Here is a 24994-nt window from a genome sequence, read left to right as displayed (position 1 = left end):
ACTATCACCGGTTTGTTGGCTCACTCATCAATATCAAACATCATTTTAAAACGAGTCCCTGGATTGCGCTTCTCAAATTCGTATTTGCCATTCAGTTGGTTGCAGAGTGTTTCAATTAAGCGGAGTCCCAGCGAATCAAGGTTTTCAACATCCAGTTCCTCCGGCAGACCAACCCCATTATCCGCAACGGTGAGTTCGAACTTTTCCTTATCATGATCCAGGGATATCTCCAGGGTTCCTTCCTCCCGGTGTTGGAAACCGTGTTGAAATGAGTTGGTTACCAGTTCATTGATAATGAGGGCCAGTGGTACTGCGTTGCTCACCGAAAGTCTGGCGTCGGCGATATCTATTTTAGTAGTAATATCCGTCGTCTGATCTGACATTGTTTTAACCAGGTGTTCAAGCAATCCCTCAATGTATTCAGGGAGATAGATATCGTTGAAATTCCCGGTTTCATACAGCTTTTCGTGTAGTGTGGCAATAGATTGTATGCGGTTCACACTTTCGGATAAAATTTTCTTCGTCTCCTCAGAGCTACTTTTGGCAGACTGAAGATCCAGTAGTCCACTGATGACAGCAAGATTATTTTTAACACGGTGATGGATTTCATTGAGCAGAGATTCCCGTTCATCGAGCGTTTTCTCCAACCTGTTTTTCTGTTCCCATTCGCTGGTAACATCCTGTTGGATAGAGATAAAGTGAGTGATCTCTCCCTCCTCATCCCTGATAGGATCGATACTCCACCGCACGCGGTATTTGGACCCATCTTTTTTGTAGTTAAAAGTCTCCCCCACAAAACGCTCACCGGCGGCAAGTTTTTTTCTCAAGCGGTCAATTGTCGCTTTCTCCGTTTCCGGACCTTGAAATATTTTGGGATTTTTCCCTATCAGTTCTTCTCGGGAATAGCCGGTAACCTGTTCTACTCCCTTGTTCACATATATGATCTTTTCATCCCCTATCTGCTTTCGGGCATCGGTTATAAGGAGCATGTCTCGGGTAGCATCAATGGCTGTATTGAGAAGCGGGAATAACTCTTCCTCGTCGACACCCATTTCCTTTGTCTCGGGATATTGTTCCAGCTGGTTAAGTAATTGTCCTGCCTCTTCCTCTGTTTTGCCGGAAATTGATGTAATGTAACGAATGGCCGTTTTCCTGTCAGAAATCTTAGCTGATTCACTCATAAATCCCTTCTTTGAGGTTTTTGCTGCTGAAACCTCAGCATTATATGTAACCCGAATACGATATATCTGTGCATGGTGCGAATACTAAAATGAATTTACAAGCAGGAAAATTCATAATACAGGGGGTATATCAAAGGGTTTTGGGACGCTGCAAGGTTTGTTCCAGTAGTGTCTGCAGGCTCGCTTTCCATGCAAGAGGTTTACCTGGCAGATCCTCGCGCCGATGATTTATGACAGCCTGTTGTATCGTTCTATTGTCAATTGATTTGCTGATGCCTGCTACTTGTGCCCAGAACGGTGTATCTTCGTGCAGGAAGGCTTCCGAACCGGCTCGCACTACCTCTCCTTTGCTATTGAGCAACATCGCGGTGAGCTGCAGCACTTCCACCGGCTTATCCTCTGCGGAAAGGAAGCGTATTTCAGGTTCATAGCCGGTACCAAGCACAACTTTCTTTTTGAACAATCCTTTGTTGGCCTTGGGGTATTCATTGAATCCGATCCAGATCAGCACGGCATAATCGGCCTGTTCTGTAGCCATCACGTTCTGTAATTGAATGGCCCATTCCCGGGAGGGTTTTTGTACATACGCCATCATGGGCGGAAACTTATCATGTTCCTCGCGCATCATCTCGGCCCCGGGCGGTGCAGTTTCGGCTTCACTACTTCCTACAAAAACATAGGGATTGCCTTTTGCGGGCATAGGGCCAAAATCTACTGCATATGACCATGCCAAGCTGTCGAGATAGTGGTTCATCAGATCGACTACGGGCAGGAGCACGGCCTCGCGACCCTGGTAGAAAAATTCTGTTTTCACCTTTTCGTCTATCATAACAGGCAGGTGTACAATTTTTGCCCCGTTTGCGAGGTCAAATTTTTTAGTTGTTTTATGAAAGGGAGCTTTTTCAAGCCGATAATTTTGCTGGGCAAATAGGCTGTTGGTGAACGGTAACAATGCTAACAGAAAAACAATAAAACTCTTACTGTTAAATTTGGTTTTCATTTCGTGTTCTTAGGGTAAATGCGCAGTTAATGTGATATTGGATTATCCTTATTGGAGAGAAAAGATTGAATGAACGCGTTCCGCACGATGTGCAGGAATGGATAACAGGAAGCGATGATTAGGCTCTTCATGAATAGAATAAAAATATGCAGGCATGCGCACCTGCCACGACTCCGCATCGCAGAACAATATAAATTACGTGTTTTAAAAATATCCGGCAATAATGAGACACAAATTATTTCACACCGGAGAGAATAATAGATAATCAGGAAGATGTGACATCCATAAACACAAAACCGTCACGCTCTACCACATTGCCCAACGAAACGTCTATCGGTGTTTGGAACATCGGGCCGTCAAATACGAAACTGTGAAATTCACCGTGTTCGCCGCATGGATCTATCTTTACTGGAATAGAGGATAAGAACTGCTCGTTATATTCATGGCCAATAAATTCTTTCGGAAGCTTCGCGGGATCGAGGCATGTCAGCACAGCTTTTATACCGCTTTCGACCATTTGGGATGAGAGCTCATCAGTTGGTTGGTTCCATAGCGGGAAGATCGGTTCGACGCCGGTACCTTCTAGCTTTTCCTCCCGGTACCTTCTTACATCCTCAAGGAATAGATCTCCAAAGGCAAAACACGCGATACCGGCATTCTTAGCATCTTTCACAAATGTTGACATAACCTCGGCATACTTGTCGTCACTACAGGGATAGGGGATCTCGACTATATGCAAAGGCAGTCCAATACTCTCCGCTTGCAGCCGAAGCAGTTCAATCCGTACTCCGTGCATTGTTACGCGATTGAATTTACTGTTGGTCACACAAAACAGGCCTTCAAGTTCAATTTCCGGATTCTGCCGAAGCTGGTGCAGCGCCCAGGCGCTATCTTTCCCGCAACTCCACGACAGGAGTGTCCTCTTTTTCATAAAGCTATTTTAATCCTCTTAACAAGGAGTGATGTAAAAAAAACTATACATGATGTAACTTTTATTTTACAATACGTAGAATATTTGCAAATTCAATATTAACCAAGGGAAAATGTTATGTCGAAGCAAGAAATATACGCATGGAGTTCGGTTGGATTTACGCTTGCCATAGTGGGATTTTATTTGGTGTCAGTTTTTGGATGGCCAACGGGTCTTGAAAATTATGCTGAGTATTTCACTGATCTGTTTTGGAAGGTCATCGGGATCACATTTTTAGTTGAGTTTACATTAGGCATTATGAAATCGACCAAATGGGGTGGCGTTTTCAAAGATGAGCGTGATAAACAGATAGAAGCAAAAGGATTTAGAAATGCCTACTATTTCTTGATGGTGGCTATTGCTACCTTAATCGCGAATGTGCTGATAAGTGATATGCTCACTGAACATAGAGGTGAACCATTATTATTGTCCATGCCATTTATGACTTTTCATGTCTTGGTGGTAATATTGTTAAGTGCTAATCTTTTAAAATCAGGGACTCAGCTTTTTTATTACCGGAAAGGTGAGTAAACATGGAAGGCTGTTCAATAGAAAATAAAATAAGGAAGCTGCGATTTAATCATGGTGAGATGACACAGCAGGAGCTGGCCGACCGGGTGGGTGTTACCCGCCAAACGATAAATGCTATAGAAGCTGCCAAGTATTCCCCATCTCTTGAATTGGCTTTTCGGATTGCAGAAGTGTTTAATGTATCGCTGGAAGAAGTATTTCAGTATGTCACCGAATAGAGCAAAAAGTTTGCTGAAATGAACACTATTTACTCCAGGTATAGCTTAATGTGTTTTATATGATTTGGATGTGCAGCTTCTGGAACCTTGCGAAACCATGCAAATTCTGGGTGGTTACTTAAATTTTTGCTTTGATCAGTCAAAGAAGCCTCAAAATGCAGAATATACGCTGAAAATGTTGCTTCATGATCTCCTTTCTTTTGAAAATGCATCTGTTCCACAAGCGCAGGTTCTTCTACCTGAATGGCAGCCCCTGTTTGATTCTCGATTGTTCTGCGTGCAGCGGCTGCCCAGTCCTCTCCGGGTTTTACGGCACCTCCGGGTGGTGACCAAGCGTCCGGACCTTTTAATAACACTTCGTTCTTCTCATTCGTAATTCCAATCATCACGATTCCTGCTATCTGGCTATATCTTTTTTGAAGTCCGTTAAATTTATCCTTCGCAAAACGCCTGGTTACTTCACGGAATGGCACCTCATGCTCCTCAACAAGGGACTTCGGATTGTTGACGATAAGCTCTCTTGGTTTGGGATTTTCCTGGACGGGCAACTTATTTGCAAATAGACAGGACATAAGAAGCGCAAATATTGAAACTAAACGGAAAGTATCAGCCATTTGATTCACAGGCACACTGAATTCATCATTGTTTTAAAAATAGTACCCGATTTTATGCTACTTCTCAACTCTCGATCCTGCAGTGACACAAATCAAAAAAATCCGCCCGGTTTCCCAGGCGGATGCGATAAAGTGGTTCTGTAACCCGAGGGCTAGAAGTAGAATGTGCCGGTTACCGCAGCTCCGGTTGCTACGCGATTTTCATCATTATCCCGAAACAGGAAGTTCAGCTGGCCTTCTACTCCCAGGCTGAAATGACTGTCCAGGAAATACTCGCCTCCACCGGTGGCCCCGATCACAATATCCGTGAGTTCATCCCCGAATTCGGGAGAGGTATATTGTATTAGTCCCTGCAGGCCTACATAACTTGCAAAGTTATTGCCGAGATCTCGATAGAAACGAGGCTTAATTCCCACATTGACGGTGGTAAAATTTTCTTCTTCATGCACCAGTCCAAAAACGGGGGCAATGACCACCTGCTCTGAAGCCCAGATCGGAACCGAGAGGTTGGTCTGGTTGGTTTGAACAGATGCTGACAGCCCCACATCACCGACTTCCGGTCGATTTTGAGCGAAACCGGTAGCGACAGAGAGAGTAAATAAAAGTCCAATAAATAGTGCTGTTTTTTTCGTAGATATGATCATAGAAAGAGTCCAATTCTTGTTCAAATTTAGGTTTGATGGGTTTATAGGACTAAAAAAGAGGTGGTGTTCCATAGGGCGATTAAATTTCTGGGCAGTTGATAAATTATCGGCCCTGTATCTACATGCATTATACAGCACGAAATCCTATTTTAAGGACGCTGTGGAAGCATTCTGCAAAAATGAACTCAATTTTATTGGATATATAATGCAAAAATATTTGAAAGACGCGCTGTGGTCACTCGTTGTTTTTTTCGGAATTTTAATGGTGATAGGGTATATAAATGGGGGGACGGCAGGCATGAAAAATATGCTGACCGATCCCATTAACTGGCTGGTATTAATAATTGTTGTCGTGATCAGCATCTTCTATCAAAAAAGGCGGGAAGACAAAGCTACCGGAAACGAGTGACGATTAGTCGAATCCTCATGGCTATTCTCCTTACACTCCGGATACATGGCCATGAGGAAAATACCCTGAACAATGAATACTACTTTTTCACCTGTTCTTTCCTGATGTAATAGTCTTTGCTGTTGACCAGTTCATTTGAGGGGTTCATATATGGACTGGATCGCCATTCCTTGGTTGTGGGACGAATGATCGTCATCAGCTCAGTATCCAACTTTACCTCCACCGGCATATCAAACTCCACTACATCTGCATTCCAGCGATAAAATACATTCCCATCTTCAAAGTAATATTCCAATACCGGGATATTGGCGTGCCGCAAATACTGATCAAAAACGTTGCTGAAATCGATGCCGGAACGCTTGCTAATAAACTGTTCCACCTGTGCTGATGTCACATTCTGGTGGTAAAAGGTTCGGTTGAGACCGCGCAGGATCTGCCGCCACCGGTGATCATCGTCAATAATATTGCGGATCATATGCAGCAGGTTTCCTCCTTTATAGTACATATCGCCGGATCCCTCCTGTTTAACACCATACGTTCCGATAATGGGCCGATCGTTCTGTATACGTTTCCGCGTGCCAATTACATATTCCGCCCCGGCCTGCTTGCCCCAAAGGCACTCTACAAATAGGTTTTCTGAGTAATTGGTAAAGCCCTCGTGCACCCACATGTCGGCGACATCTTTGGTTGTAATGTTATTCCCAAACCACTCGTGCCCGCTCTCATGAACAATGATAAAATCCCACGTCAATCCCCAGCCAGTTCCCGATAGATCGGTACCCATATATCCATTTTGGAACCCGTTTCCATATGCAACAGCGCTTTGATGCTCCATCCCAAGGTGTGGCGTGTGAATGAGTTTGAAGCCATCCTGGTAAAAAGGGTAGGGGCCAAACCAGTTCTCAAAGCAGCGAAGCATCGGTTTGGTCTGTACAAATTGCTTTTTTGCCTGTTCAAGATACGGTTCCAGCACCCAGTAATTGAGATCGAGCGTTCCTCCCTCACCCTGCAGCGTGTCGCTGAAATTCACGTAATTGCCGGCATTTACCGCCACGTTATAGTTGTTGATGGGATTATTCACAAACCACGACCATGTTGTTGTTCCGTTGCCATGCCGCGTAGTATCACGAAGTCTTCCGTTGGAAATATTCTTGATCGACGAAGGCACCGTGATATGGATACCCATGCTGTCGGGTTCGTCGGACTGGTGATCTTTGTTGGGCCACCACACGCTGGCACCGATGCCCTGGTTGGCCGTTGCAATCCAGGGATTGCCCTGCGTGTCCGTCTTCCAGATTAAGCCACCATCCCAGGGTGGATTTTTAGCCACGACAGGCTGCCCGTGATACCAGGCAATGATGGTATAAGTTTGCCCGGTGTGTTGTGCGTAGGGAATATCTACAAAATAGGCATCACCTTCCTGTGTGAAATCCAGTTGCTGTCCCTGTTGCACGATACTGTCCAGTTGCAGAGGCTGTATCAGATCGATCTGCATCCTGCGCCCATTTTGGGGTTCCGTGACCCGGTAGGTGATCTGGTTCCACCCCGAAATTGTAGAGTCGGATGGTTGAACTTTAGTGTGAAGGTCATAAAACGTGACATCCCACCAGGCGCGCTGTGGCGTAATGGAACCGCGAAGCGTGTCGGCGCGCGTAAATTCAGGCTCTTGGGCGAGCGTATCCAGTGAAAATGAGAGGATGAGCAGAAGGAGTAATAGAGGTTTTGTCGATTTCATAGTTCGATATATAAAAAAATGCTCTTAGCCGGTAAAGCAAAAAATTCGGAAATTGACAAATCATCGGAGAAGTGTAAATGCAGGGGGCACGATGCATCGTGCCTACAGTAACAGGAGGTTGAGCGAGGGTACGTTCCGCACCGGAGGTACGGGAGGAGATAATTAATTAGTCCCCAAGACGGGGTTTAAAACCCTGCACTTTCAGTGCAGGACGTTAGTGTTTCAAAAAATCTATAGCGAGCGAGTCCCCCTGTTTTTTGAGGCGCCTATGGCTGGTCGTATTGTACTAGCACGAAATTCCGATTCGAAGGGGAAATGAACTCGGCCACCGCCGAAGAAAAGGGGGATGTGCTGCTCTGCCCACGCGCTTGCAAGCGTCCGGCTTTGGCAGTAGCCTTTTGTATAGGGGGCGGGCAATAAGCTGCCCATCAGTTCAGTGGTGAAGCTGTTTCAATATGGGCTACATCCCCCTGGCCCCCTTTGATGAAGGGGAAATTTTTTTGCCGGGCTCACATCCGAGGCTGTCCAAAAAGTCCACACCGGGAAATGGGTGCCTTAATAATTAAGGTAATATCAATCTCCCTCAACTTTGCCAAGGCTTCGTTGAGCAAGCTAAATCCCTCTACCGCCGGAGTCGGTCACGGCTCCAAAGCCTGTCCGCCCACTGGCGGAAGGACAGGAGGATTGACCGATCGATTCGAACCATATGCCTTGTTTTTTAGGAATCTGATTGTTGAACGTGACTTTTTAGACAGCCTCAGACGCGTTGAAACAAGTTACGAGGTGAAAAAGTAAATTCTTCTGTTACTCATTCTGTGGTAAACCTTTAAAGATGTCTATAAACCATATTTTAACGTGAGTTGCAGATAAACAGTCGTTATGAATTGCTATTGAACCACTACCCTTCCAGCTGCCAAAAACCAGTCGCTGACCGGCATTTATCAGCATTCCGGGTAGCCCGAGGACTCTTCCACCAATTGCTCGCTTCCGTCAGCTCGGCGGCGGAAGCCCCTCTGACGCTCCGCGTCTCTGTGGCACCATAGGTTATACTGAACGCGGAGCGTCCCAACAGGTCCCAACGCAGAGCATAGGGGACCAAGCGTCGGGTTATTGATAAGAAATCTTATATCGAACTGACGTTAAGTAAGATAAGATAGTATCTTGACAAGGATAAGATATATATCTTAGGGTACCCGAGATGACTATCTCAAAGTGTATGAGGTATACGTCTCAGTGTCTCTGAGATACTTATCTTATAATCTATGAGATATACGTCTCAGGGTATCCGAGATAGTAATCTCATGATGTGGGAGAAGGTAAGGGGGGATAATTGTGGTTATGATAGTAATGATTGATAACCTACTTCTGGAACCAATAAAAAAATCCCCTTCGCCAAACCGGCAAAGGGGATTGAAAAGATGAGGAATGATGAATTGAATCTTATAATTCAAAATTCATCATTCACAATTCAAAATTGCCTACGGCAGTTCGGTACTGCCCATCAGCCAGCGGTCGCATTCGCGTGCGGCTCCACGGCCTTCGTTGATGGCCCATACAATCAGGCTCTGCCCCCGCCGCATGTCACCAGCCGCAAAAACGCCCTCCACACTGGTGTGGTAATCGCCGTGCTCGGCCTTGGCATTTGAGCGATCATCACGCTCAACGTCGAGCTGTTCCAGTACAGGATCTTCCGGACCGAGAAAGCCCATGGCCAGCAGCACGAGATCCGCTTCCCAGACTTTTTCAGTGCCTTCAATCTCGACCGGCTTCATACTGCCATTTTCGCCGGATTTCCATTCTACCCGTACCGTGTGCAACGCTTTGACGTTCCCGTTGCCGTCGCTTTCAAACTTTTTGGTCATCACCTGGTATTCACGTGGATCATCACCGAACTTCTCTTTGGCTTCAGCCTGCCCGTAATCAATTTTGTAGATGTTGGGCCATTCGGGCCAGGGATTATCCTGGGCACGGCTGCTCGGCGGTTTGGGTAGGATCTCGAACTGTGTGAGGTCCTTGCACCCGTGGCGCATCGAAGTACTAACGCAGTCGGTACCGGTGTCACCACCACCAATGACGATCACATTCTTGTCCTTGGCGGAAATGAAGTTGCCATCTTCGTGATCGGAATCCAGCAGGCTCTTGGTATCGGCGTGCAGGAATTCCATCGCGAAGTGAATACCATCGAGGTCACGGCCTTCAATCGGCAGGTCACGCGGTTTGGTAGCACCGCCGGCCAGGATTACGGCATCAAAATCTTTTTTGAGCTTCGGCGCGGGAATATCCGTTCCGATCTCTGTATTCGTGACAAACTCAACCCCTTCTTCAGCCATCAGATCTACACGGCGCTTAACAATGGATTTGTCCAGCTTCATATTCGGGATGCCGTACGTCAGCAGCCCTCCAATGCGATCATTACGCTCGTAAACCGTCACTTTGTGTCCGGCCTTGTTGAGCTGATCGGCAGCAGCCAGACCCGCGGGACCTGATCCCACAATGGCTACCTCTTTGCCGGTGCGTTTCTCCGGGGGATTCGGCTTGACCCAGCCCTCTTCAAAGCCTTTGTCGATGATCGACTGTTCAATGCTCTTAATGGCTACAGGGGGATCGGTAATGCCGAGCACACATGAGCCTTCGCAAGGTGCGGGGCAAACGCGTCCTGTAAATTCAGGGAAATTATTCGTTTTGTGGAGGCGGTGGAGTGCTTCTTTCCACTTTCCGCGATAGACCAAATCATTCCATTCGGGAATCAGGTTGTTGATAGGGCAGCCGAGCGCTTTCCCATTGTGCTCGATGCCGGTGTGACAAAAGGGAATTCCGCAGTCCATACAGCGGGCACCCTGTTTCTGGAGTTCTTCTTCACTGAGCTCTATATAAAACTCGTCCCAGTCTTTGACCCGGTCTTTTGGTTTTTTATATGGAATTGTTTGACGATCAAATTCCATAAATCCGGTCGGTTTACCCATAATAGTCTATAATCTTTGTATCGTTTACCGTTTAGATATTGTGTCTAAAAAGTTTGTGTCAGCCACAGAGATTACCCGCAAAACCAATCATAGAAGGTTCGGCTTCTGCGTCTCTGTGGCTTTTAAATTATTTAGTTTCCACTTGCACGAGCCTTGTCTTCTTTGTTGGCGTAGAAGGCTTCAAGAGCCGCTTCTTCACCGGTAAGACCCTGTTCTTCAGCTTTCTCAATGGAATCCTGCATTCGCTTGAAGTCCTTGGGCAGAACTTTGACGAACTGTGGAACCATCTCGTCCCACTTGGCCAAGACCTTCCATGCTTTGTTACTGTCTGTGTATTCGCCGTGGCGACGGATCATGCGTTCAACGTTCTCAATTTCATCTTCATTTTCCAGCTCCTGGAGGAATACCATTTCGGTATTGCAGTTATTTTTGAACGTGTTGTCAGGATCCAATACATAAGCGATTCCGCCAGACATTCCGGCTGCAAAGTTTCGGCCTGTGGGACCGAGTACCACCACGCGGCCGCCGGTCATATATTCACAGGCGTGATCGCCAACTGCTTCAACAACAGCGTGGACACCACTATTTCGCACACAGAACCGTTCTCCGGCCATTCCGCGAATGTAGGCTTCACCACTTGTTGCCCCGTAGAGGGAAACGTTACCAACAATGATGTTCTCCTCGGGAGTGAACTGTGATCCAGCCGATGGCTTCAGGATAAGCTTACCGCCCGAGAGGCCCTTGCCAAAGTAATCATTGGCGTCACCCTCCAGCTCGAGTGTCATACCGTTTGGCACAAAAGCACCGAAGCTCTGTCCAGCTGACCCTTTAAACTGCAGGTAAATGGTATCTTCCGGCAATCCTTCTGATCCGTATCGTCGGGTAAGCTCACTACCGACAATCGTACCAACCACACGATTGATATTTTTGATGGGAAGATGGGCCTTCACCTGTTCTTGGCTATTCAGGGCCGGCTCGCAGATATCCATCAGCGTTTGGATATCAAGAGAGTTTTCGAGGCCGTGATTCTGGTTAATCATCTTGCGCGTGCCCACTTCATCGGCATTTTTCGGTCGGTGGAGGATCGGGGACAGATCGAGATACTTTCCTTTCCAGTGATCCGTTTTGCGCTGTTTGAGCTTGTCGGTACGACCGATCATCTCGTCGACAGAACGGAAGCCGAGCTTGGCCATGTGTTCTCGCAGATCCTGTGCAACAAATTTCATGAAGTTGACCACGTTCTGTGGATCGCCCTCGTAGTTGTGACGCAGCTCAGGATTCTGAGTAGCAATGCCTACCGGACATGTGTCGAGATGGCAGACGCGCATCATGATACAGCCCAGCGTAATCAGGGCGCTGGTTCCAAACCCATACTCTTCCGCACCCAGGAGCGCAGCAATGGCGATATCCCGGCCGGTTTTGATCTGCCCGTCCGTTTCAAGCGTTACGCGACTGCGCAGCTTGTTGAGCACCAGCGTCTGGTGCGTCTCGGAGAGGCCGAGCTCCCACGGCAGTCCAGCATGCTTAATACTGGTCTGTGGGGAAGCCCCGGTACCGCCGTCATTACCACTAATCAGGATAACATCGGCATGTCCCTTCGAAACACCGGCCGCAATGGTACCAACACCCACTTCAGAAACCAGCTTGACGTTGATGCGGGCATCCTTGTTCGAATTCTTCAGATCATGAATCAGCTGAGCCAGGTCCTCAATTGAATAAATATCGTGGTGAGGTGGAGGTGAAATCAATCCCACGCCGGGCGTTGAAAGTCGTACCTTGGCAATCCATGGATAGACTTTACGTCCCGGCAGTTCGCCACCCTCACCGGGCTTGGCGCCCTGCGCCATCTTAATTTGAATCTCATCACCTTCCGTCAGGTATTGGCTGGTAACACCAAATCGTCCGGAGGCAACCTGCTTGATACGGCTGTTGCGGTCGTCTCCATTTTCGTCAATGGTATAACGTGCAGGATCTTCGCCTCCTTCACCGGTGTTGCTCTTTCCTCCAATGCGGTTCATCGCAATCGCCAGGGCTTCGTGCGTTTCCTGGCTGATAGAACCATAGGACATCGCCCCGGTCTTGAACCGCTTGCAGATCGATTCAACGGACTCCACTTCCTCAAGGGGAACCGCATCCTCTTCATTATAATTGAAGCCCAACAGGTGCCGCAACGTCGGCGGGGGATCAAACTGATCATCCACCAGGCTGGCGAACTCTTTATACAGATCGTAGTTACCGCTCTTGCTGGCAAGCTGTAGCGTGTGAACGGTCTCGGGGTTATACATGTGGTATTCGCTGTTTTGGCGCCACTTGTACTGTCCGCCCTCATCCAGCACTTGGCCGTTGGTCTGAATTTCGGGGAATGCTTTGCGATGTCGCAACTGCGCTTCCTCAGCAATCGTATCCAGTCCAATTCCGCCAATGCGCGAGTCAGTCCAGGTGAAATACTTGTCAATAACATTCTTGTTGATACCGAGCGCTTCAAAAATCTGTGCACCTCGGTACGACTTGATAGTGGAAATTCCCATCTTGGACATCACTTTGACGATACCCTTGACGACGGCTTTGTTATAGCCTTTAACAGCACGTTTGTAGCTGATATCCAGCATATCTTCCTGGATCAGGTCGTGCAGGCTTTCGTAGGCCATATACGGATTTACCGCCTCAACGCCATAGCCAAGCAGCAGGCAGAAGTGATGGGTTTCTCGCGGTTCGCCGGATTCAAGCACGATACCAACTTCGGTACGCTGTCCGGTGCGAATAAGGTGGTGATGCAGACCTGAAACAGCCAGCAGCGCCGGGATCGGCACCTTGTTTTGGCCGAAGTCGCGATCGGAGAGAATCAGGATATTGGCCCCGTTCTCAATAGCTTTGTCAGCTGATGCAAACAGTTCATCAAGTGCTTTTTCAAGTCCTTCACCACCACTGCCGGATTCAAACAGGATCGGCAGCGTTTTACTTTTGAATCCTTCAAGATCAAGGTTCTTCAGAGCATCAAGTTCTTCATTCTTCAGAACAGGTGTCTTCAGCTCAATTTGTCGGCAGCTTTCCGGGCTTGGATCCAAAATATTACCCTGTGAACCAAGAGTGGTTTCCGTAGAGGTTACCATCTCCTCGCGAATCGGATCGATAGGAGGGTTGGTTACCTGGGCAAAAAGCTGCTTGAAGTAGTTGTACAACAGCTGTGGCTGGTTCGACAGAACAGCCAACGGGGCATCATTCCCCATGGCACCTACGGGCTGCAGCATATTTTCGGCCATAGGACCTACATTGACTTCGAGATCTTCATAGGTGTAGCCAAACACTTTTTGCCGGTGAACCACGGCTTCGTGAGAAACCTCGGGCTCTTTTAGCTTAAGACCGTTGGTAATGTTATCGAATGTGACAAAATTCTTGTCCAGCCACTCCTTGTAGGGATGTTCAGTGGCTATCTGCTTTTTAATTTCTTCATCACTGATGATACGGCCTTCTTCGGTATCAATCAGCAGCATTCGTCCCGGTTGCAGGCGCTCTTTTTGAACAACTTCTTCAGGTGGAATATCGAGGACGCCTACCTCTGAAGCCAGCACAACCATATCGTCCCGGGTGACATAGTATCGAGAAGGACGCAGGCCATTACGGTCGAGCGTCGCTCCCACCATTTTGCCATCAGTAAAGGCAATAGATGCGGGACCGTCCCAGGGTTCCATCAGGCAGCTGTGGTACTTGTAAAAAGCCTTTTTGTCCTCATCCATATCCTCGTAGCCTTCCCAGGGCTCGGGAATCATCATCATCATGGCATGGGGAAGTGAACGGCCACTCAGCGTCAGGAACTCAAGGGCGTTATCAAATTTACCCGAATCACTTCCGTCCTCCTGGATGATCGGGTGGACCTTGTCTATGTCGTCGCCGAAAAGCTCGGTGGCAAATTGTGACTCTCGCGCGTGCATCCAGTTTTGGTTGCCACGCAGCGTGTTGATCTCTCCGTTGTGGATCAGGTAGCGATAGGGGTGGGCCAGCTTCCAGCTCGGGAACGTGTTGGTACTGAATCGCGAGTGAACCAGTGCCATCGCCGACTCCATGTTGGAATCCTGAAGATCGGGATAGAACTCACGGAGCTGTGTGGAAGTAAGCATTCCTTTATATATAATCGTGCGGGAAGAGAGACTGGCGATATAGAAGAAATCCTTGTCCTTGATATCCAGATCTGTCTCTTCGATAGCACGGGTCACACGACGACGAATGATATACAGCTTGCGTTCAAAATCGAGTTCGGTCTCCAGATCATCGCTTCGCCCTATGAAAATCTGTCGTACTGATGGTTCTGTATCCCTAGCCGTTTTACCCAGATAGAAATTATCAGTGGGCACTTTTCTCCAGCCGAGTACTTCCTGGCCTTCTTCTTCTACAATCTCTTCGACAACTTTCTCGCAGGGAATCCGGTCTTCACGATCGCCGGGGAAAAAGATCATTCCCACACCATATTGCCCGCGTTCAGGCAGTTCAAAGCCCAGTCCTTCGCATGATTTTTCCAGGAATTTGTGAGGGATCTGGATCAGAATACCCGCACCGTCACCTGTGTTGGCTTCGCTGCCGGTTGCACCACGGTGGTCCAGGTTGTGCAGTACTGTTAATGCCTGATTGATTATTTCGTTGGATTGCTTTCCTTTGATGTTCACAACAAACCCGATACCACAGGCATCGTGTTCATTTTTAGGATCATACAATCCCTGTTTGGGAGGCATGTTCATTCCAGACATGTGCATAAAATTGTTTCGGTTTACTTACAGTTGTTTCTAGTTAAACGTAAATACCACGCAGGATTGTCTTCAAATCCGCCCGGCTTTGCTTAAGTCCATTTCCGACAATGGACAATAAGCATTGTTTACCAGGAGTTGAGGCTCCCGGGTAATTAATGTTTCGACACGATTATCTTTTTTGCAATGTTAAGGATATCGGCCAGTACTCCGGCTGCCGTTACTTCTTTTCCGGCACCCGGGCCCTGGATTACGATTGGGGAGTTCGAGTAGCGCTTGGTGAAAATCTGGAACAGATTATCCGTGCCACTTAAACGCCCTAAGGGAGAATCGACAGGTACCGATTCTATTCCGACGGATATGTCATGATTTGTAAGCTTGCCGACGTAGCGGAGTGTTTCATTACGCTGTTTAGCTTCTTCAATTTGTGACTTCCAATATTTGTCGACCTCGGATAGTTCGTCAAGAAATGTCTCCTTGTCGACTGAAATCAGATGTTCAGGTACCAAAGTTTGAATGTCAAGTTCGCTCCGCTCAACCTTAAGACCGATTGTTCGTGCTAATGTAAGAAATTTTCGCGCCACATCCTCACCAGAAAGATCATCCCTCGGATCGGGCTCTGCATAGCCCAGTTTTCTGGCTTTTTTTACAGCTTTGCTGAACGGTGTACCAGCTTCCAATTCGTTAAAAAGGTACGTCATAGTGCCGGAAGCCACGCCTGAGATCTCTTTAATGGCGTCTCCGGTGGTGAGCAGACCGTTGATGGTAGAGAGGATGGGAAGGCCGGCTCCCACCGTCGGTTCATAGAGAAATTCGACCTCTTGAGATCGCGAAATTTGCTGAAGTTGTTCGTAAAAATCCTGCTCAAAAGTGTTCGCAAGCTTGCTCGGAGTAGCAATATTTATGCTCGATTCCAGGATTGTAGGGTAGCGTCTTGCGACCTCTTCACTGCCGGTGGCATCGACAAAAATGAGTCTGCCCGGAGCGTAATTTGTCAGTTTGTTCAGAATGAGATTCCAATCCGTTTTCTCACCCTTTTTTATTTGTTTGGTGAGCTCAGCTGGAGGAAGGCCTTGTTCATTCCAAATATAGTGGCTGCTGTTGCAGGCTCCGACGATTTTAATATTGCAATCAACAGTAATTTCCAGCTCAGAAATAAGTTTAATGAGTGTTCCCCCAACTGCACCGGTTCCCGCAATAAATACCGGGATCGTCTGGGATGCAGGCTGGATACGATCAATTAACTGGTTGGCTGCTTGGTTGAGCTTTCGGCTGGAATCGACAAGTTGCTCCAATACCGGCAGATGCTCGTTTTTGAGCAGCTTAAGTTCGGAACTGTCTGAGGAGACGGTATCTTTTTTTATCAATGGTGATTCTGACATTTCGAGCTTGTTAGACAGCTTGATGGGTTTTGGATGTTGACAAAAAGGGCTTAATCAAAGCATTTAGTTGATCAAATTCGATAAGGAACGCATCATGCCCATATTCTGAGATGATTTCCTCGTAATGGCCGTTGCCCAACAGGCTGGCCAGTTCTTTCTGCTCATTCACAGGGTAGAGTACGTCTGAGTTTATGCCGATTATGAGTACAGGTATATCTACCGAATCGAGCAGCTCGGCGTAATCGCTGCGTCCCTGGGCCACATCATGGGCATCCATCGCCCAGGTCAGGTATACATAGGTCAGCGCGTCAAAGCGGTCAACCAGTTTTTGGCCTTGGTAATTCAGGTATGATTCCACCTGGAACAGTTCGTCATGGCCATCCTGCAGTTCGCGGCCAAACTTGTTTTCAAAATCTTTCTGGCATCGATAGCTGATCATCGCCATCATGCGTGCGGCAGAGAGCCCTTCGGAGGGGCCGTCATCTTTTTCGTAAAATCCGCCATTCCACTTGGGGTCGGCAAAAATAGCTTGCCGTTGTGCGTGACTGATGCCGATCTGCCAGCTGGTATGTGCTTTCCCCATGGCTATGGGCACGGCACTGCGAACGCGATCGTCCATGATCGCGAATTCAAGCGCCTGCATGCCGCCCATCGATCCGCCGATGACCGTCTCAATGCCTTCAATATTAAGTTCATCCAAAAATTGCTGCTGATAACGAACGATATCACGAATCGTTATTTTTGGGAAATCAGCACGATAAGGTTTGCCGGTATCGGGATTTACAGACCAGGGCCCGGTGGTGCCGTAGCAACTGCCGAGGACATTGGTACAGATCACGAAATAGCGATCTGTATCGAGGAGGCCGCCGGGTTGAAAAAGCCCGGGAAACCACTCGTCAGCCGCGGCGTTGCCTGTTAACGCGTGGCAGATCAAGATCACGTTGTCACGTGCTTCATTTAGCTGACCCCACGTTTTGTAGGCAATAACCGGTTCCGGGAATTTAAATCCCGATTCCGTAACAAACGGTTTGTTTAAAGTATGTTGTTTTACGCCTTCGTTCATTTGTTCATAGTTGTGGCCCTGCAGCCCATTGCCGGCAAGGCCTTTAGAATCGGGTGTGGAATTAGTGAAATTCCACACCCGTATTGATGTTCGTTAAGCTGTTACTTCGAGTTTGGCAAATGCTCGTTCGAAATCTTCGATAATGTCATCGATATGTTCGAGTCCAACGGAGACGCGTACCAAGTCCGGCTTCACTCCACTTGCAGCCTGTTCGTCATCCGAAAGCTGCTGGTGCGTGGTGGAAGCGGGGTGGATGATTAGTGTTTTTGCATCTCCCACATTTGCCAGGTGGCTGGCCAACTCGATATTGTCAATGAGTTCACGGGCCGGCTCGTATCCGCCTTCAACACCGAACGTGAGAACTGAGCCGAATTTATCACCCTCTAAATATTTTTTGCCTTTTTCGTGGTACGGGTGATCAGGCAACCCGGTGAAGTTCACCCAGGAAACCTTGTCGTGTTCTTCCAGCCACTTGGCCAGTTTAAGGGCATTTTCGCAATGACGTTCCGCGCGCAGCGAGAGCGTTTCGAGGCCCTGGAGCATCAGGAAACTGTTGAACGGAGAAGGAGCTGATCCGAAATCCCGAAGTGCTTCAACACGTGTACGGATAGCAAACGCAATGTTTCCAAAGGGACCTTCAGGACCAAATACTTCCCAGAACTTGAGGCCGTGGTATGCTGGTGACGGTTCGGTAAAGACCGGGAAATTGCCGTTGCCCCAGTCGAAGTTCCCTGCATCAACAATGACGCCGCCAATGCTTGTGCCGTGTCCACCGATCCACTTTGTGGCGGATTGAACAACGATATTAGCACCATGCTTAATCGGTTTGCAGACAGCACCAGCCATGCCAAATGTGTTGTCCACAATCAGCGGGATTCCGTGCTTGTCAGCCAGTTCAGCAAGCCCTTCAAAATCAGGCACATTTCCCCGCGGATTCCCGATTGATTCCACGTAAATGGCTTTTGTGTCGTCGTCGATTTTTCCCGCATATGCCTTAACGGTATCTTCTTCAACAAACTTAACATCGATACCGAGGCGGGGCAGGGTTACCTTGAACTGGTTATAGGTACCCCCATAGAGAAAACTGGTTGAGACGATGTTATCACCAGCCTGTGCAATTGTGGCGATTGCCATAAACTGGGCCGACTGTCCCGAGCTTGTGCCCACTGCTGCGACGCCTCCCTCCAGCGCGGCGATACGTTTTTCGAACACATCCGTCGTGGGGTTCATGATACGGGTATAGATATTGCCGAACTCCTTTAGGGCAAACAGCGTGGCGGCGTGCTCTGTGTCATCAAACTCATAGCTGGTGGTTTGATAGATTGGCACTGCGCGGGCCCCGGTCGTGGGATCCGGCTCCTGCCCCGCGTGTAGTTGTAGGGTCTCAAATCGATAGTTGCGTTCTTCTCCGTTTTCGTTACTCATAATGTCACCTGGTTGGTTAAGTTTAGGATACAGTTTTCTCTCGTTGCTCTTTTTTAGGACGAATAAGAAACTGATGGTCTACCTTCATACATCGGTTCTGAAAAAAATGGATGCCGTTTTTTTCTACTTTCTCCTTTAGCTCATTGTGTGTACCCGTACCGAGCTGAAGCCAAATAGCCTTTGGATTCACTTCCAGGGCTTCTTCAACGGCTTCCGGTATCACTTCCGGTGGGCGAAAGATATCCACAACGTCAATTTCTGCCGGGATGCTCCGGAGTTCCGGGTAGGCCTTTTCACCTAGGATCTCATCAGCACCGGGATTGACCGGGATGATGGTATAGCCCGCTTTTTTCAGGTACCGGCCCACAAAATGGCTGTCCCGGTGTCGATCTCGAGAAATTCCAACGATGGCAATGGTATCGATCTGATCGAGCAGTTCTCCGGCACGATCGGTCTCGGCCGAAATCTCCGGGTTGGCCCGCATCTTTTTTTCATACCAGTTGTCAAACGTTGATTTCATCGATTGCTCTACATTGATTTTTGTTAATCCAACTCCAGCTTATCTGCTGTTACGGAAAACAAAAAAAGCCTCTTCTGAACTTCTCATCGATAGTGGTCGCGGAAGTTCAGAAGAGGCTTTGCTCTTTGCCTTTAAAGGGCTGTCCTCAATCTCATCTTCCCTTTTGCTGGTTAGAAAATCTGACCAGAAAAAGCAGGATTTAGCACCTGACCCTGCTTACATATCATTTACAAGTTGTGTTCTTTGCATGTAAGAGGCGGTTGCTAAGGCTTCGTAGGGCCTGTTCCCTCTGCCTTTCTCGATAAGAGTAGTTACAATAAACAAAAAAGAACGAATTAATATTAAAAAAGCCCTTCGCGTCATGTCGAAGGGCTTTTTGAGAATTTCAGTCAATTCTATCATGAATTGTCACTTAAGCCCTTCAGTACTACTTTTCTGCATCCGAGCCATCATACAACAACAGCTGCATTGGATAAAAACCCGGCATTTGTCAATAATCATTTCCATAATGCTCAATGATTTCTCAAGTGAATGCAAAGTATAATATTTTTAGAGGTTTTTTCACAACAAATTAATTTGTGTCTTTTTTTATGTGGAAATAAACGTTGAACGGTTAAATACAAATTTTCTGAAGCCACTAGTTAAGCCTTAGTTAACACTGTGACTTTATGGTGTTGCTCTGTGATCAACATATTAGGGACAGAATATAAAGCATTAAAAATGTTGAAAGGATAATGTATTTAGCGGTTAGATTAGATGGTAAAGAACCAAGAAATACCCTCTGTGTCATCCCGGACCTCCGACACCCTGTCGGAGATCTCGGGGTGGCACTTAGCGTTGATCTGTTGAGAGTCGATATCAAAGATAGAGGCTCTACGAGATCCTGAAAGAGATACTGAATCAAGTTCAGCACAGTGGTTCAGGGTGACACAAAGGCTACTTTTTAACCGCTAAACGCGTTTGGATAAGTTGTTGGAAGCGGTCAAGAATAATTCTTAATTCTACATTTTTAATTCTTAATCCCCTCGCTACCTATAACCAAAATTCCTGACCATATTCGGGTTTTCGCGCCACTTGTCGCGCACCTTTACGTGCAGGTCCAGAAATACTTTTTTACCCACAAAATCCTGTATTGCCTGGCGCGATTTTTTACCGAGCTCTTTAATCGCCTTTCCGCCTTTTCCTATTAAAATACCTTTTTGTGAATTGCGATTAACAATCACCTCGGCGTTTATATAATCCAAGTCTTCCCGCTCGTCATACTGGATGACATCCACGGTGCTGGAGTAAGGGATCTCCTGTTCAAACTGCATAAAAAGCTGCTCGCGGATGAGCTCGGCCACAAAAAAGCGTACAGGCTGCTCGCTTAGCATCTCCTTGGGATAGTAGGGCGGGCCCGGTTTCAGATTGTCATAGATGATGTTCATCAGCTCAGGGACGCCTTCGCCCGTTAATGCCGAGATATAAACCGTATCTGCAAAGCGGTAGGATTCGTTCAGCGATTCTACCATCTCCTTTTCCTGCTCCCTGCTGCTGGTGTCCATTTTGTTGACCACCAGCACAATCGGCTTGTTCATGGTTTTGAACACGTCAAACGCATAATCGGGCATGCGATTTTCCCCGGCCTCTACCAGGAATAGCACGATATCTGCATCGCTGCGCGCCCGGTCGACGAAGCTCATCATCGCTTTTTGCAGCTCGTAGCGCGGGTGGATGATACCGGGCGTATCCAGGAAGATGATCTGCAGGTTTTCCTCCGAGTGGATGCCGATAATCTGGTGGCGTGTCGTCTGCGGTTTGGGCGTGGTAATAGAAATTTTGCTGCCCAAAATCTGGTTCATTAGCGTGGATTTACCCGCATTGGGCTTGCCTACGATAGCTACATAGCCGGATTTGTGTTCTTTATTTTCTTCTTTTTTTGTCATCTAGGTATGATGTAAAATCAAAATTAGCTTGGTGTATTTGGGTCGGAGTTCAACTCCCTCCCAACATTAGGAGTTCCTTCTCTGAGTTTCTTTTCCTGGTAGAAAGCAAGTTATCAAAGTGGTCATTATCCTGGTTAATGCCTTTAGCGGCTAAAAAAATAGATCTGTGTCATCCTGAACTTGTTTCAGGATCTCTCAAGGAATCATTACGTTGATCTGATTAGACAATGTTATCAACGCTAGAAGGCTCCACGAGATTTCTGGCAGCTTTTGGAGATCCGGGATGACGCGGAGAGTATTTATACCTTTCTAGGCATTTGATCTAGCCGCAAACGTGTTAATTATACTTTTCCATTATCTCCAAAAACGCTTTTACTGTGTTTTCCAGTCCCATAAAAACGGCACTCGATACCAGCGCGTGCCCAATGCTTATATCGTGCAGGTGGGGCACAGTTTGCACCAGTGCTTCTGTATTATTCAGGTTGAGACCGTGCCCGGCATTCACTTTCATACCCAGCTTGTGTGCCTGTTCCGCCGCTTCTTTCAGGCGGTGCAGTTCATGTTTTTGGGCCTCCTCGGTGCGTGCGTTGGCATAAGTACCGGTATGCAGTTCTACGGCATCGCTGCCCAGCTCTGCCGCTTTCTCAATATCTCCCGGGTTTGGATCCACAAACAGGCTGATCTCGATGTCGGTTTCCCGGATTTTGGGGAAAACGCGGCTTTTGAAATCCTCAAAAACCGTATCCATGCTAAGCCCGCCTTCGGTCGTAAGTTCTTCGCGACTTTCCGGTACCAGCGTGATGAGGTGCGGATTCACATCGATGCTGGTTTCAATCATCTCCTTGGTGGCGGCCATCTCGAAATCCAGGATCCCTTTTACATTTTCTTTCAGGCGGTACACATCGGCTTCGCGGATATGGCGTCGGTCTTTACGGAGGTGAAAGACGATTCCCGCCGCCCCGGCTTCTTCGCATACTCTGGCCGCTTCTACCGGATCGGGATAACCCTCACCTCGGGCGTTACGGAGTGTGGCTACATGGTCTACATTTACCAAAAGTCGCATAGTTGTATCGAATCGAACTTTTTCAGGTTGTAATTTATCCGTTTAATATAGATCATTTACATGAGAATGTAGACCCTCGCGTGGATTTAAACCCATGAAACATGTTATCATCTACATATTGCTGGCCACTTTTTTAACGGCCTGTGGTATTTCCCGTCGAACTGTTCCTCCTTCTGGAAGCAGTAGTTCAGGAGATACGCCCACCGCCTATCGTGTAAGCAAATATGAATCTGCCAAGGTTTCACTCCGGCAAGCCTACCGCGACTGGAAGGGCACCCCGTACAGGCTGGGAGGCCGCTCATCCTCAGGGGTGGATTGCTCCTCCTTTGTCAGCATTGTATTTGACGAGTATTTTGGGGTTAACCTGCCAAAGCATACCCGCCGCTTACTCACCAAAGGCGAGGGCATACGGCGTCGTTCGGTTCGAACCGGTGATCTCGTCTTTTTTAAAACGGGACGCAGAACATTCCATGTCGGTATTTTGATAGAAGACGGGGAGTTTTTGCACGCCTCAACCTCCGAAGGGGTGACCATGAGCAGCATATATGACAGCTATTGGGCCAATCGTTACCTGGGGGCAAGGCGTGTGATGTGACGTGAAGTTTAACCTGGCTTTGATTTGTGCGTATTTCATAACCAGTTTAGAGTTCATTTGATGGACCGGTATAGGAGCCAGGTTCAAAATGAAAAGAAAATGTTAGTCCCTTTTCTGCCTCAATATTCCACTCTGCCCCAAGCTGTTTTAACAGCGTGTTGATGATAGAGTCCTCCAAGACAAGAAGGGTATCTATATCTGAATCATTGACGACCCCATCGCCGGTATCCTTTACACTTAGGTAAAATGTGCCGTCCGATTCAGCTAGTGATATTGTTATTTTTCCCTCGTTTTTATGGTTGAAAGCATGTTTTATGGAATTTGTGATAAGCTCGCTGAGCAACATTCCACAAGGTACAGCCTGGTTCAGGTTGAGTGTTGCCTGCTCCAGTGAAAGTCTGAATTCAATGTTTTTTTCATTGCTGCGATAGGTCTCGCGAAGATGCGTGGTTAGTTTCTCTATATAAATATCGAAACGGATACTATGAAGGTTATTATGCTCATAGAGTAATTCATGTACCTTCGCTATTGAAAAAATCCGGTTTTTCGTTTCATGCAGGGTCTCAACAATTTTGGGATCGGCAATATTTAATATTTTAAGTTCAAGGAGGGCAACGATTACAGCAAGGTTATTTTTAATACGATGATGAACCTCTTTCAATAACGTCTCTTTTTCCTCTACTAATCCCTCAAGTTTATCACGTGCTTTGATCAGGTCCGTAACATCGTTTTGAACTCCCACAAAATATTCATTTTTCCCGTCACAATCCTTGATGGGAGAGATTGAAAGCTCATTCCAGAAGAGGGACCCATCCTTCCTGTAGTTACGCAGTATCACCTTTTCATGCCTGCTCTCAGCAATGGCGCCCCGAATTTTCTGCAAGGCTTTCTGGTCTCGGTCGTTTTTTTGAAGGAAACGGCAGTTTTTGCCTATCACTTCTTCATGCTTATAGCCAGTCATCTTTTTAAATCCCTTGTTGCTGAATGTGATCGGGTTGTCATCTTTGGTGGCGTCAGTAATGACAATGCCGGCCTCAATAGCATTGATTGCCTTATGGGATAAATTATTCTCCCTGTTCAATTTGATCGACTTTTGCCGGAGATTTAACAGGCTTTTAACTCTTATTTTAAAAATATTAGCGGACACCGGGGTGGGAAAAAAGTCGTCAAGGATATTCCAGTCATTTGCATTAACCCGATCGATTACCGTCTCTCGTCCTACTAAGACAAGGGGCAGGAAAAGTGGTTCTAGATCATTTTTTAGAAGAGACAGGTCACTGTTGTTTTTTTTGAGGTATTTTATATTAACAATTCCCAAATCATGATTACTGGTAACATGGTCAGAGGCGAGGTCGAATTCATAGTTGTCAGGAAAAAACCGCCGAACCATCTGCTCTTCCGTCGGATTTGAAAGGTTTAGGAAAATTCGGGGAGGAGAGCTGCTAAGATTAAAATTCATATAGGCGTTATGGAACCCTAAACTCCAATTTAGTTATTGATTTTGTTTCGGCTGACCGGATAAAATGCCATTCAGATCTGTAAGTGGTTCTCCCACTGCTATTCCATTGCCGGTAATTTTAAACTCTCTGATTGAATGCTCGAATTTACTTAATCTTTTCTTCAGTACGCCCGTGGCTTTCCTGAGCTCTCCCTTGAACTCGAGGTATCGCAAAAAGAGGATGTTGTCTGCTAGGTAGCTGGCGTCCATTTCACTTGCAATAAAGGTACTGTGTCCAAAGTCAAGCTAAGCGGAGCTGAGAAACTTAACTAAGTTAGGCTGCTTTGGTTATTTGCTGGTAATGGAACTCCTCATCGTAGCACTGCCCACTTTTCCACAGGCTGTAAATGAGCAGCAGCAGTTTCCGCATGACGGCGGTCAGCGCAATCTTTTTATGGTCCGGATGCTTGGCGACCAATCGCTGGTAGAAGACCCGCAGGGCCCGGTTATGCTGGCTGGCACTGACCGCTGGCATATAGAGGGCCCGTCGGATATGGGCATTGCCCTGTTTGGAGATCTTGC

22 protein-coding genes, 1 pseudogene and 1 riboswitch are annotated in these 24994 nt (G+C 47.3%); of the genes and pseudogenes, 5 read left to right on the top strand and 18 right to left on the bottom strand.

Annotated elements, in window-relative coordinates:
* Nucleotides 1-20: 20 nt before the first annotated feature.
* The 3 genes from NC796_RS22370 to NC796_RS22360 form a co-directional block, all read right to left on the bottom strand.
* Nucleotides 21-1181 carry a histidine kinase dimerization/phosphoacceptor domain -containing protein gene (locus tag NC796_RS22370; RefSeq protein ID WP_310687935.1) on the bottom strand — a complete coding sequence of 387 codons (1161 nt, stop codon included), beginning with the start codon at nucleotides 1179-1181 and terminating at the stop codon, nucleotides 21-23.
* 130 nt (nucleotides 1182-1311) lie between these two features.
* Complete coding sequence (locus NC796_RS22365; RefSeq protein ID WP_310687933.1) at nucleotides 1312-2181, bottom strand: hypothetical protein; 870 nt, start codon at nucleotides 2179-2181, stop codon at nucleotides 1312-1314.
* Between the two features lie 265 nt (nucleotides 2182-2446).
* Nucleotides 2447-3112, bottom strand: a complete 666-nt coding sequence (locus tag NC796_RS22360) for an ATP-binding protein (RefSeq protein ID WP_310687931.1) — start codon at nucleotides 3110-3112, stop codon at nucleotides 2447-2449.
* 117 nt (nucleotides 3113-3229) lie between these two features.
* On the opposite strand from NC796_RS22360, the gene NC796_RS22355 reads away from it, so the two are divergent.
* Entirely contained in the window at nucleotides 3230-3682 is a 453-nt protein-coding gene (locus NC796_RS22355; protein WP_310687930.1) for a hypothetical protein, read from the top strand.
* A 2-nt stretch (nucleotides 3683-3684) separates the two neighbouring features.
* On the top strand, nucleotides 3685-3900 hold the full coding sequence (locus NC796_RS22350; protein ID WP_409070407.1) for a helix-turn-helix transcriptional regulator: 216 nt from the start codon (nucleotides 3685-3687) through the stop codon (nucleotides 3898-3900).
* Nucleotides 3901-3929: 29 nt separating this feature from the next.
* Here NC796_RS22350 and NC796_RS22345 read toward each other — a convergent pair whose 3' ends face one another.
* Nucleotides 3930-4514 (bottom strand): NUDIX hydrolase, encoded by a 585-nt coding sequence (locus tag NC796_RS22345; protein WP_310687928.1) that lies wholly within the window; start codon nucleotides 4512-4514, stop codon nucleotides 3930-3932.
* Between the two features lie 152 nt (nucleotides 4515-4666).
* The gene (locus NC796_RS22340) at nucleotides 4667-5158 is read right to left on the bottom strand and encodes a hypothetical protein (protein WP_310687925.1); all 492 of its coding nucleotides are present in this window, start codon (nucleotides 5156-5158) and stop codon (nucleotides 4667-4669) included.
* Nucleotides 5159-5363: 205 nt separating this feature from the next.
* Between NC796_RS22340 and NC796_RS22335 the strand changes: the two genes are divergently transcribed.
* The gene (locus tag NC796_RS22335) at nucleotides 5364-5567 is read left to right on the top strand and encodes a hypothetical protein (RefSeq protein WP_310687924.1); all 204 of its coding nucleotides are present in this window, start codon (nucleotides 5364-5366) and stop codon (nucleotides 5565-5567) included.
* A gap of 79 nt (nucleotides 5568-5646) precedes the next feature.
* Here the strand turns inward: NC796_RS22335 and NC796_RS22330 are convergent, their stop codons facing one another.
* Nucleotides 5647-7302 (bottom strand): M1 family metallopeptidase, encoded by a 1656-nt coding sequence (locus NC796_RS22330; protein ID WP_310687922.1) that lies wholly within the window; start codon nucleotides 7300-7302, stop codon nucleotides 5647-5649.
* Between the two features lie 546 nt (nucleotides 7303-7848).
* Between NC796_RS22330 and NC796_RS22325 the strand changes: the two genes are divergently transcribed.
* On the top strand, nucleotides 7849-8097 hold the full coding sequence (locus tag NC796_RS22325) for a hypothetical protein (protein ID WP_310687920.1): 249 nt from the start codon (nucleotides 7849-7851) through the stop codon (nucleotides 8095-8097).
* A 103-nt stretch (nucleotides 8098-8200) separates the two neighbouring features.
* Here NC796_RS22325 and NC796_RS22320 read toward each other — a convergent pair whose 3' ends face one another.
* The 9 genes from NC796_RS22320 to NC796_RS22280 form a co-directional block, all read right to left on the bottom strand.
* Nucleotides 8201-8401 (bottom strand): hypothetical protein, encoded by a 201-nt coding sequence (locus NC796_RS22320; RefSeq protein WP_310687919.1) that lies wholly within the window; start codon nucleotides 8399-8401, stop codon nucleotides 8201-8203.
* A gap of 379 nt (nucleotides 8402-8780) precedes the next feature.
* Nucleotides 8781-10265, bottom strand: a complete 1485-nt coding sequence (locus NC796_RS22315; protein ID WP_310687917.1) for a glutamate synthase subunit beta — start codon at nucleotides 10263-10265, stop codon at nucleotides 8781-8783.
* Nucleotides 10266-10396: 131 nt separating this feature from the next.
* Entirely contained in the window at nucleotides 10397-15004 is a 4608-nt protein-coding gene (gltB, locus tag NC796_RS22310) for a glutamate synthase large subunit (RefSeq protein ID WP_409070408.1), read from the bottom strand.
* A 152-nt stretch (nucleotides 15005-15156) separates the two neighbouring features.
* Nucleotides 15157-16383 carry a hypothetical protein gene (locus tag NC796_RS22305; RefSeq protein ID WP_310687913.1) on the bottom strand — a complete coding sequence of 409 codons (1227 nt, stop codon included), beginning with the start codon at nucleotides 16381-16383 and terminating at the stop codon, nucleotides 15157-15159.
* Between the two features lie 10 nt (nucleotides 16384-16393).
* Nucleotides 16394-17524, bottom strand: coding sequence for a homoserine O-acetyltransferase (gene metX / locus NC796_RS22300; protein ID WP_310687910.1), 1131 nt, complete (start codon nucleotides 17522-17524; stop codon nucleotides 16394-16396).
* A gap of 15 nt (nucleotides 17525-17539) precedes the next feature.
* The gene (locus NC796_RS22295) at nucleotides 17540-18871 is read right to left on the bottom strand and encodes an O-acetylhomoserine aminocarboxypropyltransferase/cysteine synthase (protein WP_310687909.1); all 1332 of its coding nucleotides are present in this window, start codon (nucleotides 18869-18871) and stop codon (nucleotides 17540-17542) included.
* 22 nt (nucleotides 18872-18893) lie between these two features.
* Nucleotides 18894-19391: a CoA-binding protein gene (locus NC796_RS22290; RefSeq protein ID WP_310687908.1), complete on the bottom strand. Its 498-nt coding sequence runs from the start codon at nucleotides 19389-19391 to the stop codon at nucleotides 18894-18896.
* 148 nt (nucleotides 19392-19539) lie between these two features.
* Nucleotides 19540-19699, bottom strand: a riboswitch (SAM riboswitch).
* Between the two features lie 720 nt (nucleotides 19700-20419).
* A complete protein-coding gene (era, locus tag NC796_RS22285) occupies nucleotides 20420-21316 on the bottom strand; it encodes a GTPase Era (protein WP_310687906.1) in 897 nt (298 codons plus the stop codon).
* Between the two features lie 337 nt (nucleotides 21317-21653).
* On the bottom strand, nucleotides 21654-22379 hold the full coding sequence (locus tag NC796_RS22280; RefSeq protein WP_310687904.1) for a pyridoxine 5'-phosphate synthase: 726 nt from the start codon (nucleotides 22377-22379) through the stop codon (nucleotides 21654-21656).
* Nucleotides 22380-22473: 94 nt separating this feature from the next.
* Between NC796_RS22280 and NC796_RS22275 the strand changes: the two genes are divergently transcribed.
* Nucleotides 22474-22974, top strand: coding sequence for an NlpC/P60 family protein (locus NC796_RS22275; protein ID WP_310687902.1), 501 nt, complete (start codon nucleotides 22474-22476; stop codon nucleotides 22972-22974).
* A gap of 46 nt (nucleotides 22975-23020) precedes the next feature.
* On the opposite strand, the gene NC796_RS22270 is transcribed toward NC796_RS22275, so the two are convergent.
* The 3 genes and pseudogenes from NC796_RS22270 to NC796_RS22260 all read right to left on the bottom strand — a co-directional run.
* On the bottom strand, nucleotides 23021-24433 hold the full coding sequence (locus NC796_RS22270) for a histidine kinase dimerization/phosphoacceptor domain -containing protein (RefSeq protein ID WP_310687900.1): 1413 nt from the start codon (nucleotides 24431-24433) through the stop codon (nucleotides 23021-23023).
* Nucleotides 24434-24466: 33 nt separating this feature from the next.
* Nucleotides 24467-24676, bottom strand: a pseudogene (locus tag NC796_RS22265) (recombinase RecA); the annotation flags it as partial.
* A 70-nt stretch (nucleotides 24677-24746) separates the two neighbouring features.
* Nucleotides 24747-24994, bottom strand: a 248-nt coding sequence (locus NC796_RS22260) for a transposase (protein ID WP_310687897.1), incomplete at its 5' end; no start/stop codon positions are given.

This window comes from Aliifodinibius sp. S!AR15-10 (assembly GCF_031569985.1).
Classification (GTDB): domain Bacteria; phylum Bacteroidota; class Rhodothermia; order Balneolales; family Balneolaceae; genus JAMQKA01.
This window is presented reverse-complemented; position numbering and strand designations above follow the sequence as displayed.